Origin of the sequence: Larkinella soli (assembly GCF_003703975.1) — a bacterium.
GTDB lineage: Bacteria > Bacteroidota > Bacteroidia > Cytophagales > Spirosomataceae > Larkinella > Larkinella soli.
On sequence record NZ_QTJY01000001.1, the window covers coordinates 192,430 to 205,782 of the forward strand.

Annotated in this window: 9 protein-coding genes; 2 read left to right on the forward strand and 7 right to left on the reverse strand. The window is 56.7% G+C overall.

Going from position 1 to position 13,353, the window contains the following annotated elements; translation table 11 throughout:
• Positions 1-12 precede the first annotated feature (12 nt).
• Positions 13-912 (reverse strand): hypothetical protein, encoded by a 900-nt coding sequence (locus DX909_RS02720; RefSeq protein WP_128543514.1) that lies wholly within the window; start codon positions 910-912, stop codon positions 13-15.
• A gap of 99 nt (positions 913-1,011) precedes the next feature.
• Here DX909_RS02720 and DX909_RS02725 point away from each other — a divergent pair, with 99 nt between their 5' ends.
• The gene (locus tag DX909_RS02725) at positions 1,012-2,205 is read left to right on the forward strand and encodes an aspartate aminotransferase family protein (RefSeq protein WP_128543515.1); all 1,194 of its coding nucleotides are present in this window, start codon (positions 1,012-1,014) and stop codon (positions 2,203-2,205) included.
• Here DX909_RS02725 and DX909_RS02730 read toward each other — a convergent pair.
• From DX909_RS02730 to DX909_RS02740, 3 genes are all read right to left on the reverse strand, one after another.
• A complete protein-coding gene (locus DX909_RS02730) occupies positions 2,195-3,292 on the reverse strand; it encodes an efflux RND transporter periplasmic adaptor subunit (protein ID WP_310589820.1) in 1,098 nt (365 codons plus the stop codon). The two genes, DX909_RS02725 and DX909_RS02730, sit on opposite strands and share 11 nt — an antisense overlap.
• Before the next feature lie 40 nt (positions 3,293-3,332).
• A complete protein-coding gene (locus DX909_RS02735) occupies positions 3,333-6,629 on the reverse strand; it encodes an efflux RND transporter permease subunit (RefSeq protein ID WP_128543517.1) in 3,297 nt (1,098 codons plus the stop codon).
• A gap of 68 nt (positions 6,630-6,697) precedes the next feature.
• Positions 6,698-7,372, reverse strand: coding sequence for a FadR/GntR family transcriptional regulator (locus tag DX909_RS02740; protein WP_128543518.1), 675 nt, complete (start codon positions 7,370-7,372; stop codon positions 6,698-6,700).
• Between the two features lie 121 nt (positions 7,373-7,493).
• Here DX909_RS02740 and DX909_RS02745 point away from each other — a divergent pair, with 121 nt between their 5' ends.
• Positions 7,494-9,953 carry a helix-turn-helix domain-containing protein gene (locus DX909_RS02745; RefSeq protein WP_128543519.1) on the forward strand — a complete coding sequence of 820 codons (2,460 nt, stop codon included), beginning with the start codon at positions 7,494-7,496 and terminating at the stop codon, positions 9,951-9,953.
• Positions 9,954-9,962: 9 nt separating this feature from the next.
• Here DX909_RS02745 and DX909_RS02750 read toward each other — a convergent pair whose 3' ends face one another.
• The 3 genes from DX909_RS02750 to trxA all read right to left on the reverse strand — a co-directional run bounded on the left by DX909_RS02750 (position 9,963) and on the right by trxA (position 13,283).
• Entirely contained in the window at positions 9,963-12,155 is a 2,193-nt protein-coding gene (locus DX909_RS02750) for a penicillin acylase family protein (protein WP_128543520.1), read from the reverse strand.
• 105 nt (positions 12,156-12,260) lie between these two features.
• The gene (locus DX909_RS02755) at positions 12,261-12,743 is read right to left on the reverse strand and encodes a VOC family protein (protein ID WP_128543521.1); all 483 of its coding nucleotides are present in this window, start codon (positions 12,741-12,743) and stop codon (positions 12,261-12,263) included.
• 219 nt (positions 12,744-12,962) lie between these two features.
• Positions 12,963-13,283, reverse strand: coding sequence for a thioredoxin (trxA, locus tag DX909_RS02760; protein ID WP_128543522.1), 321 nt, complete (start codon positions 13,281-13,283; stop codon positions 12,963-12,965).
• Between the last annotated feature and the right edge of the window lie 70 nt (positions 13,284-13,353).

The window sequence follows — 13,353 nt, forward strand, 5'->3', positions numbered from 1 at the left end:
AATATGTCCGGATCATTTTCCGATCCGGACCTGATAGCTGATATACGGGAAAGGACTCGTCCGAATCAGGCCGTCCGTCGAATAAACCGGCATCAACAGGGCCGTATCGAAGGAATGCCGCCGGCGGTTGAACCGCAGCCCGGCCGACGAAAGGCCGCTCAGGTAGGTCAGGTTCGGTTCGATGGCCTCTCCGACCAGAATGTTATTCTGGCTGATGAAGGTCAGGTCCGGGGTAATCTTCCGAACATACCCGATCGTAACGACGCCCGAAGAGGCAATGCCCCGGACGGAGAACGTAGTTCCGAAGCCGACCGTAATGTTCCGCTCGGCATCCCCCATGGTAACCAGCCCCTGGGCCAGCCCGAATCGGGTCAGAATCCGCTCCGTCACCCGCAGACCGATGTACTGCACGCTCAGGGCCACCTGCGTGCGCGGAGCCAGTTTGGAGCTGACTTTCGTGGAAACCGTAAAGAAGTTTTGCGGACTCAGGGTCTGAAACCCGGCACCCACACTCCAGTTGCTGGTGATGCCGACGTCTACCCGGCTGAAAAGCACGTAACTGTTCTGGAAATAAATCTTTTTCTTTTCCAGCGGCAGGGCCGTCGGCATGAAAAACAGGCGGAAGGGAAATCCGTTCGGATGGTCGGGACCGCTGCGCAGGGTGCCGCCCACGAGGTCGGCCCGGACGATGTCTCCGGCCTGGACGATCCGGTCGCCGTGGGCTTTGGTCCGGATCAGGTAAGCCGAACTGTCGCTGCGGACCAGCTGGCCGCGCAGCAAAGTGCCGTCTTTCAGTTGGAAATCGTAAGTTCCGGGAATGTGGGCCCGTCCAGGTTCGTAATAAATCTCCTGTGCTTCAACCGCCGAAAATCCGAAAACGCTCCAAAAAAGTAACAGGTAGATTAGCTTCATAGGCAGACTGGTATCGTAAAGTACGAAAGTTAATAAAGTAACCGATTCGGCTCAAGCATTTAAACGTTGTATTTTTGTACAATTAACCGGATTTTTATTTTGAATACCACCCAGCTTTTAACGCAGCGTCAGCTCTTTTTCCGGCACGTTGCCCAAACGTCCGATTTTCCGCTGGCCCTCGAGATCGAACGGGCGGACGGAATTCACCTCTACGACACCGACGGAAAGCGGTATATGGACCTGATTTCAGGGATCGGTGTCAGTAACGTGGGCCACCGCCATCCGCGCGTTCTGTCGGCCATTCAGGAGCAACTCGACAAGTATCTGCACCTGATGGTGTATGGGGAATTTGTGCAGACCACCCAGGTGCAACTGGCTCAGGCCCTGGCCCAAACGCTCCCGGAGCCTTTGTCTGCCGTATATTTTACCAATTCGGGTACGGAAGCCATCGAAGGGGCGATGAAGCTGGCGAAACGGTTCACGGGCCGGTCGGAAATCGTCTCCTGCTTCAACGCCTACCACGGCTCCACCCAGGGCGCCCTTTCCCTTTCAGGCAGTGAAAATTTTAAACGAAATTACCGCCCTCTCCTGCCCGGCATCCGGCACATCCGGCACGGAGACGAAGCGATGCTGTCCGGGATTACCGGACAAACGGCTGCGGTGATTATGGAAGTGGTGCAGGGGGAAGCCGGCGTTCGCATCCCTCAACAGGCTTACCTGGAACTGGTCCGGAAACGGTGTTCGGAAGTGGGCGCGCTCCTGATCTTCGACGAGATTCAGACCGGATTCGGCCGAACCGGCACCTTCTGGGCATTCGAGGGGTACGGCCTCGTTCCGGATGTGGTCGTATGCGCCAAAGGAATGGGGGGCGGCATGCCGATTGGAGCCTTCATCAGTTCCCCGGAAACCATCGGTGTGTTCCGCAACAATCCCATCCTGGGCCACATCACTACCTTCGGCGGCCACCCGGTTTCCTGCGCGGCCTCCCTGGCCACTCTCCAGGTCATCCGGGAGGAAAAACTTTACCAACAGGCCGAGGCCAAAGGGCAGTTGTTCAGGGACTTACTGGTTCATCCGGCCATTCGGGAGGTGCGGGGTAAAGGGCTGATGATGGCCGCCGAATTCGAATCGTTCGGGACGCTGAAACCGGTGATCGACCGCGCCATCGAACGGGGCGTCATTACCGACTGGTTCCTGTTCTGCGACAATTCCATGCGAATCGCTCCCCCGCTGATCATCACGGAGGAGCAGATTCGGGAAGCCTGCGGTCTTATTCTGGAGGCTATTGGATAGCCGTATCGGCAGTTTTTACCTGCGGGACCGGAAGGCCGTTGCGGACCTCTTCCGAAGCCGTAAGGACCAGCTGGTCCCCCTCGTTCAGCTTCCCGAAGATTTCGATCTTTTCGTCGGCTTCCAGCCCTTTCTCGATGGGGACCCATTCGGCCTTCCCGCCGGCCACCCGGATGACGAAAATGCCGGAGGTGGAATTGACGACGGCCGTTTTGGGAACGATGAAGGTGGCGGTCCGGGTCGGCAGGGGAATGGTCACCTCGGCCACCATGCCCGGAAGCAGCTTGCGGTCGGCGTTGATCACGTCCACCTCCACCCGCTCCGAGCGCAGCTTTTTGTCGAGCGCTCCGGCCATCCGTTTCACTTTCCCGGTAAACTTGCGGTCCGGAAACGTCCGGACGGTAAAGCTGACCTCATCGTTCGCGTCCACATACCCGGTATAGGTTTCCGGCACCGAGACGACGAGCCGCAGCCGCTTCTGCTCGGTCAGTACGAACAGCGGCAGTTCCGATCCTTTTCCGGCCGGCCCGACATAGGCGCCGGTGCTGGTATTCCGAAGGCTGATGATGCCGCCGAAGGGGGCCCGGATTTCGAGGTATTTCCGCATATCGGAAACCTCCCGGAAGGAAGCTCTGGCGGCTTCGAGCTGGGCGTAGTCCGAATTCTTTTTCGCCAGGGCCTGTTCAAGCGTCGTCTGGGCGATGGCTCCCTGCGTTTTGGCGGCATCCACCACCCGGTCGTAATTCGCCTTGCTGGCAATGTACAGAGCCTCCTGCGATTTCAACCGGGATTCGGCCGCCGACACCTGGGCGTTCAGTTCGGGGGCTTCGGCAACGGCAAGAAGCTGCCCTTCAGACACTTCCGAACCCACATCGACGTATAACCTTTTGATATAACTGCTGACGCGGGCGTAAATGTCCACATCCCGGAAAGCCACCAGCTCGCCCGGAACCTGGAGAGACGAGGACAGCTTTCCCTTTTTCAGGGCAAACACCTCCACCGGCGCTGCCTCCTGAACCATTTCGGTTTCCTCCTCCGCGCCCTCCTCCTTTTCCTCCGATTGGTGACAACCGGTCAGAATGCTGATCAAAACCAAACTACCTAACAAAACCGGCAAACCGGCAAACCGTCTATGATCGGGCTGATTCATACAGGGAGGGAATATAATGTTTACTTTCTTTGTCTTCAGGATCGAGGGAAACGGACTGCGTCGAAGTTTTGCCCTGAACCCAGGCAAATACCAGCGGCAGAATGAACAGGGCCGCAAAGGTGGAAGCGATCAGCCCGCCGATCACGGCCCGCCCCAGCGGAGCCACCTGGGAACCGCCTTCGCCCAGCCCGGAAGCCATCGGGACCATCCCGACCACCATCGCCAGACTCGTCATCAGAATGGGCCGCAGGCGCAGGGAAGCCGACTCTTTCGCCGACAGGACGGCGTTACCGTTGTGCATCCGCAGATGCTCCGCATTAGTGACCAGCAGCACCGCATTCGAGATGGAAACCCCAACGGACATGATCATGCCCATGTACGACTGAAGGTTCAGCGTCGAACCCGTCAGGAGCAGCAGCGACAGCGAACCGACGATAACCGCCGGAACCGTACAGAGAACCACCAGGGATACTTTAAAGGACTGAAAATTAGCCGCCAGCATCAGGAAGATGACCAGGATGGCCGTCACCAGCCCGCCCTGTAAACTTTCCAGCGTTTCGGTCAGGACCTGGGTCAGCCCCCGGGTTTCGATGGTCAGACCGCGGGGAAGCTCACCGAGCGAGGCAATCGCCCGGTCGACGTCTCCGGCTGCCGTGCCGAGGTCCACGTTGTTCAGGTTGGCCGTAACCGACAGCACAGGAACGGCCCCGATATTGTCGTTTTCGCCGTTGGTGACCGTTTGGGTGATGGTCGCAACGTCGCTCAGCACCGGCCGGTTCGAATTGGGAAGAATGGGGATTTCGCCCAGCGAGTTGATGCTGGTCATCTTGTTCTCCGGAACCTGCACCTGAACACTGTAGCTCTGGCCGGTTTTGGGGTCGATCCAGACACTTTTCTCCGTAAACCGGGAGGAGGAGGTCGACGCCGTCAGGGAGCGGGAAATGGCGGCAATGTCCGTTCCAAGCTGGGCGGCCCGCTGCCGGTCGATGTTCACCGAAATGGCCGGATACTTGATGGCCTGCCCGATCTGAACATCCCGCAGATACGGAATCTGCTTTAACTTGTCGATCACCTTATAGGCGAATTCCGCATTCTGGGCTTTGTTTTTTCCGATCACTTTTACCTCGATGGGCGTCGGAGAACCCTGGCTTAGAATTTTGTCGGTCAGCTCGATGGGTTCGAAAGACACCTTCACGTTGGGGAGGGCTTTCCGGATGCGGCCCCGGAACCGGTCTTTCAGTTTATCCATGTCCACCTCATAATCCTCCTTCAGACTGACCTGAAGCACCCCCTCCTGGGGGCCGGCCATGAAGAGGTAGATCGGGCTGGTGGAAAACTGGGAACCGTGCATCCCGACCATAGCCGACGTGATTTCGATATTGTCCCGGCCGGTCAGCTTATAGAGTTCATGCAGCGCCTGAAGCATGATGGACTCCGTTTTTTCCAGCCGCGTACCGTCCGGAGCGCGAAGCCGAACCTGAAACTGGCCGGCGGTTACCCGGGGCAGCACGTCGCGGCCGATGGCGCTCAGGAACCAGGCCGCAACGGCCAGCGTACCGACGGCATACACGATCGTGATGGGTTTCCGGAACGGCAGGCATCGGTTCAGGAACCGCACAAACCGGATCCGAACCCGTTCGAAGAGGCTGATTTTTCCATCGTTATTAAAATCGTCTCGTTCGGCCAGAATCTTTTTCTGATCCCAGGTATCTTTTTCTCCGGCAATAAATGCCGCATCGGCCTCGAACGCCCTGCCGTTGACGGCTTCCTCCTTCCCGGCTTTTCCGTTGGACCGGGCATGGTGTTCCTTCATCAGCCAGTTGGCCAGGACGGGCACCAGGGTCTGGGCCATCAGGTAGGAAGTTACCATGGAAAAGCCGATCGCGAGCGCCAGCGGCAGAAACAGCGCACCCGGTATGCCTTTCATCGTGAAAGCCGGGGCAAATACGGCCAGAATACAGAAAAGAATCAGCAGCTTGGAGAAGGCGATTTCCTTACAGGCGTCCCAGATCGCCAGCGCCTTCGGTTTTCCCATGTCCAGATGCTGGTGGATATTTTCGATGGTTACCGTCGACTCATCCACCAGGATCCCGATCGCCAGCGACAACCCGCTGAGAGTCATGATGTTGATGGTTTGATTGAAAAGCGAAAGGAACAGCACCCCGGAAATGATACAGATCGGAATGGTGATGATGACGATGAGAGCCCCCCGGACGTCGCCCAGAAAGAGCAGGACCATCAGCCCCGTCAGGACGGCCCCGATCGCCCCCTCGGTCAGGAGACTTTTGACCGAGTTGATGACGTAAACCGACTGGTCGAAGGAGTAGGTAAGTTTGACGTCCTCGGGCAGCAGCGCCTGGAACCGGGGCAGGGCCTCTTTCAGATTCTGAACTACCTCCCAGGTCGACGCGTCGGCCGACTTGGTGATCGGCAGGTAAACCGACCGTTTTCCGTTGACCAGCACATACCCGGAAGTGATGTCGGCACCGTCTTCTACCGTAGCCACGTCACGCAGGTACAGGTTCTGAACGCTGTTGGAAAACAGCGGAATATTTTCGAAATCCTGAACGGTTCGGATGGTCGTGTTGGCCGGCGCATAATAGTTGAGGTCACCGATGCGGACGTTACCGGCCGGGGTGGCCTGGTTATTGATCCGAAGGGCCGCCACCAGTTGGTCGGGGGTCAGGTTATGGGAGCGGAGCAGGGCCGGGTCGGCTTTGATGACGATGGTTCGGGAGTTTCCGCCAAAGGGCGCAGGAGCCACCAGCCCCGGAATGGAACTGAATCCCGCCCGGACATACACGTTGGCCAGATCCTGCAACTCATTGTTGGTCCGGGTCGGACTACTCAGAATCAACTGGCCGACGGGGAGGGTCGATGCATCGAACCGCAGCAGGAACGGGGGTTGTGACCCGGGCGGAAAAATGGCCTGCGCCCGGTTGGTATAACCGGTTACTTCGGCCGCGGCCTGGGCCATGTTCGTCCCCTGGTAGAACGTCAGTTTTATCAGCGTAAGCCCCTGAATATTACGGGTTTCTATGCTCTTGACTCCGGAAACGTACAACAACAGGTTGACGTACTGTTTTCCGAAAAAGGATTCCATCTGGTCGGGAGTGAACCCGCCGTAGGGGTGGGAAATGTAAATGACCGGCAAGTCGAGATCAGGAAAAATGTCGATCTTGATGTTTCGAACCGCATCTACTCCAAAGTAAAACAGACCGGCTACCAGCACCAGAACGGTAATGGGCTTGCGGAGGGCTGCTCGGATAAGATTCATAACGTGTACTGGCTAAACTCAATAAATTCCTAAAAACGTCATATCATCTGATGAATTCGGCGATCCTTTCAGCGGATCTGCCCGGTGATGCGGGCCGCCCAGTACCAGGCCTTTTTCGGGTCTTTCTCCACGATACTCTGTAGCAAAGCCGAATGCAGGTCCTGTTTACTCAGCAGGGTTTCGGTGGTAATAAAGACTTCGATGAACGATTTCTTCATCTTATTGGCAATAATGCGGTACAGCTCGGCGAGAATGTCGTTCTTGGCCGCATTGGCCAGGCTGATATGAAATTCGATGTCGGCTTCGATGCACTCGACCGGTTTGTTTTTCAGGGCGGCTTCGTGGCGTTTCTCCAGAAACCGGGTCATGCGATCGATGTCGTCCTGCGTCCGGTTGATGGCGGCTTTCTCGGCGATTTTCAGTTCGAGCAGCTGCCGGACTTCGTTGAGATCGTCGCCCTCGGCCCGCTGGAGGCTGTGGTGAAAGGGGGCGGTGAGGCTCTGCTGCAGCTCCACGAAGGTTCCCAGCCCCTGCTGAACCCGGATCAGGCCCGAATTGGACAGGATGCGGATCGCTTCACGAATCGTCGACCGGCCTACGCCGAACTGCTGCATCAATTCCGGCTCGGTGGGAAGTTTTTCGCCGATCCGGTATTGCCCCGAAGTAATCCTTTGCTGAAGCTCATCGACCACGGCATCGGCCAGGCTGTGCCGTTTGAGCAGGGTGGTATCTTTAGTCGTCATATCATCTGATGTCTAAAGTTAGCTAAAATTTTCGTACCTTAAAGGTTAAATCCGAAAAACCGACCCCACCTGGATGACGGTGTTTCCCGGCTTTTTGAAAAAGTCAATTAGTTAGTAATCCATGTCAATTTTTGGTAACGAAAAGCTTCGGCTGGCTAACGATTTTATCCTGCATACGAACCGGAACGTTTTTCTGACGGGCAAAGCCGGTACCGGAAAAACCACGTTTCTGCAATCCGTCAAACAGATTTCCTCCAAGCGAATGGCGGTGGTTGCCCCGACGGGGGTGGCGGCCATCAATGCCGGGGGAGTTACCATTCACTCTCTCTTCCAGCTGCCCTTCGGCCCCCTGACGCCTGGGTTTCTGAACCGCGAATCCCGGAAGTTTAACCGGGAGAAAATCAGCCTGCTCCGCACCCTCGACCTGCTCATCATCGACGAAATCAGTATGGTTCGGGCGGATGTGCTGGACGGCATCGACGAGGTCCTGCGACGTTACCGGAACCATACCGAACCGTTCGGCGGGGTTCAGCTACTGATGATCGGCGACATGCAGCAGTTGCCGCCGGTAATCCGGGATGAGGAATGGGCCTTGCTGGAACCGTATTATGAGACGGGTTACTTTTTCGGCAGTAAAGCCCTGCAGAAAACGCCCTACGTATCGATTGAACTGACGCAGATTTACCGCCAGTCGGACGAGCGGTTTATCGCGATCCTGAACAGCATCCGGGAGAAGAAAGTCACGCGGGCCCAGCTCGACGAACTGAACCGGCGGCACATCCCCGACTTTTCCCCCTCCGACAAAGAAGGGTACATTACCCTTTCGACCCACAACCAGGCGGCCCAGCAGATCAACAGCCAGAAACTCGAAGCGCTCAAAGCGCCGGTGAAAACTTTCGAGGCCCGGATTGAAGGTGATTTTCCGGCCCACGCCTACCCGACCGAAGCGACGCTGGAGCTGAAAATCGGGGCACAGGTCATGTTCATCAAGAACGATATATCCATTGAAAAGGCCTACTTCAACGGCAAAATCGGGCAGATCTCCGATATTCATGAAGAAACCATCTTTGTCCGAAGTGCGTCGGACGGGGAGGAAATCGCCGTGACGCCGGTAGAATGGAGCAACATCCGGTATAGCCTCGATCCGGCCACCAAGGAAATTACGGCCGAAACGATCGGGAAGTTTATCCAGTATCCGCTAAAACTCGCCTGGGCCATCACCATTCACAAAAGCCAGGGACTTACCTTCGAAAAAGCGATCATCGACGCGTCCGCGGCCTTTGCCCACGGCCAGGTATATGTGGCCCTCAGCCGCTGCAAAAGCCTGGAAGGCATGGTATTACGAGCGCCGATTCCTTCCCATAGCATCAAAACGGAAGCCACGCTGGAGGTATTTCACGACGAAGTCCAGCGCCAGATTCCCACCCTGACGGATTTATGGGAAGGTAAACGGGCCAATCAGGAAAAACTGCTGAACGAACTATTTTCCTTCGAGCGGGCCGATGGTCTGCTGTCCCGCTGCCGGAAGATCGTCGGGGAACACCTCGGAAGTTTTCCGGAAGAAACCGGGCCTGCGCTGGAAAACCTGGGGAGAATCCTGGATGAAAAGGCCCGGCAGGTGGGGAATCGTTTCCGCGGACAGTTCCCCCGTTACTTTTCGGCAGACCGGCTACCGGAGGAAATCGGCCCGCTGCAGGAGCGCATCTGTAAGGCCTCCGACTATTTTCGTGCCTTCCTCAGCGAAGAGCTGCTTCCGCCCCTCCAGAATCTCCCGACCGACTGCGATAACCGAAAAGTCCGGGAGTCGATGGTGGAAGCCCTCGATGAACTGGAAAAAGAGCTTTCCGCCAAACTGGAGTGTTTTGAGGTCACCCGGAAAGGGTTTGTGGCCCTCGCCTACCTCAAGGCCCGGAATCTGGCTGAACTGAATTTCCAGTCTTCCCGGCAAAAGGCGCTCCGACTGAAACCGTCCGACCCCTCTCCTTCCGGCGGATCGCCGGGCCGGAAACTTTACACGGCCCTGACCCGCTGGCGCGATAACCTGGCCGGGGAACACGATGTGGCCGGCTACCTGGTCCTATCCCGCAAAACCATCCTCGAACTGGTCGAGACGCTGCCAACCACCCGGGAGGAGCTCCTCAATGTCAAGGGCTTCGGGAAAACGAAGGTCAAGCAAATCGGCGATGAGGTGCTGGCCCTGATCCGGGCGCACTGCGAAGAGCATCAGGTGGTCAGGGAACCTCCGGCACCGGAGATTCGGAAGGATAAAAAAACGGCAAGTTCGGCCGTCTCGCTGGCAATGTTCCGGGAGGGCAAGACGATTCGGGACATTTCGGCGGGCCGCGGCATTTCCGTGGCTACCGTGGAGGGCCATCTGGCCCAGCATATTTCCCTCGGCGATCTCGACGTGGAAGACGTGCTCCCGACCGACAAAGTCGAAACCATCCGTGCCTACCTCGAAACCCACCAGGACCAGACCCTGACCGAAACAAAAATGGCACTGGGAGATTCCGTCTCCTATACCGATATCCGAATGGTTTTTAATTCGATGCGCCGGGAAACCGCCGGTGATCCGGACTGACCCGGGCGCTCACCGGTTGCCCGGATGGTAGGTACGTTCCGCGTGACTTTTCACCTCCTCCGGATAAAAATGAACATCCTTGAACCGGCCGATGGTATAGAGCGGAGCCTGATCGGTAAAATGAGGGGAAGTCGGGTCACTGCTCTGCCCTCCGGTCATGACGGTCCGGGCTTTCACGCGTTTTCCGAACTCCACGACGGCCACGAAACTGTTGCCTACGACCCCGTACCGTTTTTTGGTCCCGGAATCCGGATTCGTACCAAAAGCCGCCAGCGAGCCCCAAACCGAGGGCGTAAACCCGACCGGCAGACTCGGCCGGCTGTCGTCAAATTTCTGGTCAATTTCTCCGGTCAGCCGCTGGAAACGATTGATTTCTCCCCAGGGCGTTTTCCAGGTCCCGAAATCCCGGATTAGTTGTTCCTGGGCTTCGGCCAGGGCAGTGAGCTTCTCCTGGGCAGTGGTAGCCTTTATGGCAAACGCATTGAAGGTCAGTTGATTGAACCGCTGACCTTTCGGGGTGCGCGTTCGGGCCAATCGGTAAAGCTGCTCCGCCCAATAAATCGCCAGCGTCGTCGGGATGGAATTGACGCCATAGTGTCGGTTCCAGGATTTCAGCAAGCCGACGGCTTCCGCAACGGCCTCAGGTTGCGTTCCCACCTTTGCCGATTGCTCCTCATAGGCCGAAATCAGGCCGGGAAGTAGGTCATCGAAAGCGGCCAGATAGGGGTCGTTCGCTGCCGCGATCAGGGTGTCCAGGGTAAAAACCGACTTTCGGCTCAGGACCCGGACGGCATTGATGCCCCGGTAATTCTCCGCATCGGGTGCCATGTAGGAAGGGTACCTTTTCGGGTCCGGGCTGTCGGGGCCCGACACCGTGAAGGGCGTGGAATTGCAGTTCTGTATCCAGCCGACGGCCGGGTTATGGACCTGCACGACCTCGTCGATCCCATGAAGCCCTTTCCAGTCGGTTCTGGGGTTGCTGCCGTCCACCGGGTTGTTCCAGTCGAAAGCCGGATCCCGTTTTGGCATGAAGTTCCCGTGCCAGTAGGCAATGCCTTTTCGATCGGCGAAAACCGTATTATTGGACGAATTTCCGTTCAGTTTCATCACCTTGCGGTAAGAGGCATAATCGGTGGATTTGGTGCGGAGGTAGGATTGCTCCAGGGCATGGATCGGGTCATTCATCATGCCGATGCTCACCCACCGGTCGCCTTCCAGCCCGGCAACAGGCCCGTGATGGGTCCGGAACAGGGTGAATTCTTTCCGTTTAACCTCGTTGCCCTCCTTAAACGGCAGGGTAACGGTTTCGGTCGTTACCGGACGCCATTCATTGCCGTACCGATAAAAATACTTGCCGTCCTTTTTCTCGATGGTTTCCAGAAATTCGTCCATCGTGTCGGCATTGCTGGAGGTATGCATCCAGCCGCAATTTTCGTTAAAGCCCTGATAGACAAAGAACTGCCCCCAGGTAACGGCCCCATAGGCATTCAGGCCCTGCTCACTGACCAGATGAACTTCGGACCGGAAATAAAAGGAGGTATGTGGATTGATCAGCAGCAGCGGATGGCCGGTCGCGCTTTTGGACGGAGCCACGGCAAAGCCGTTCGAGCCGACCGGTTCCCGCTCGAACTGATCGAAGTCCGGAACGACGGAGGTCCATCTGGTATGGGTGTAAAACGCCTTCAGGCGCTCGGTCGAAACGGCGCTGATGTTGCCCCCTATGCTGCCTTCGCTGAACATCAGCGGCATCCAGGGCTGAAACCGGGTCAGGAGCCTGGGTTTCACCTGAGGATGGGTGGCGAGGTAGAAATTGGCCCCGTCGGCGAAGGCATCGAGCAGCTTCCGCAGCCAGGAGGGGCTTTTCCTATACAGTGAAACGGCCTCGGCGGAATCCAGAAACAGCCGCGCCCGCAGATCGTGGTACAGGGCACTCTCCCCTTCTACTTCCGCCATCCGGCCGACGGCATCGATATAGTTGGCTTCCACCCGGGCGAAGTCGTCCTCACACTGGCTGTAAAGTAACCCGAACACCACATCCGCATCGGTTTTCCCATAAATGTGCGGAACGCCCCAGTTGTCGCGGATAATAGTTACTTTTTTAGCCTGCTCCTGCCAACGGCCAACCTCGGCCGGACGGAAGGGCTGGGACAGGGCCGGAACAACGGTCAGGAGAAATAACAGGAAGGCCGGAACTCTTGTCATGTGCGTCGGGGCGATCAGGTAAAATCGTAAGTTAACCCAAAAGACGACACAGGACAAGATGATCCGGCCTACGGTTGTTTTAGAAAGGGATAATTACGAATTGCCTCAACGGGCCGCTTCCAGATGATAGGCTTCTTCAAGTCCGGCCATATCGAGTTTATCCATCTGCATGAGGGCCTGCATCACCCGCTTCGATTTTTCGGGATCGCCGGCCTTCAGCATTTCATCGAGGGCGGTCGGAACCACCTGCCAGGAAAGACCATACCGGTCTTTGAGCCAGCCGCAGCGGCCCGGCTGCCCGCCTTCCGACAGCGCTTCCCAATACCGGTCGATTTCTTCCTGGGTTTCGCATCGGATGAAAAACGAAACCGATTCGTTGAATTGGAACTGCGGGCCTCCGTTCAGGGCCATAAACTCCTGCCCTTCCAGGACGAAGGTCGCCGACATCACCTCGCCGGCCGGGACAGGAATGCCTTCGGGAGCCCGGGTCAGGTTTTTGATTTCCGAATGGGGGAAGATGGACGTGTAAAAACGGGCGGCCTCCTCGACTTTCCCGTCGAACCAGAGGAATGGAGTGATTTTCTGCATGATTTCCCTGCTTTGTTGTTTATGAAATCCGTTTGCCGAGCGCCCTCTGAAATCGTTCAGGGACTGCTTTTCCCGGCAGACGGTATAACAAAGATAATGTCGCCCTCACACTTATATAGCGTGTAAAAGCGACATTATGACGGGGGGATTGCGCCAATCCGAAAGGCAAATTTTCGGACGGCAATCCGGCTTATATTCTATGTAGAATTGCGCGGTCGATTACAGTTGCGCAACTAATTTCTGTTCCAGAACGGCTTTCGGAACCGCACCGATTACCTTATCGACCAGCTGACCGTTTTTGAATACCATCAACGTCGGGATGCTGCGGATACCGAACTGCGCCGGTACGCGGGCATTCATGTCGACGTCCATTTTCGCTACCACTGCCTTCCCCTCATATTCATTCGCCAGTTGTTCGACAACCGGGCCGATCATCTTACAGGGTCCGCACCATTCGGCCCAGAAATCGACCAGAACCGGTTTATCGGAATTGATTACTTCCGCGAAGTTAGCGTCGGTTATTTCTATCGCTTTTGCCATGATTGTATTATGATTTGTGTACAGTTTAACTTATCTGTACGTACAATGTTTTCGCATGGGAAAAAGTTCA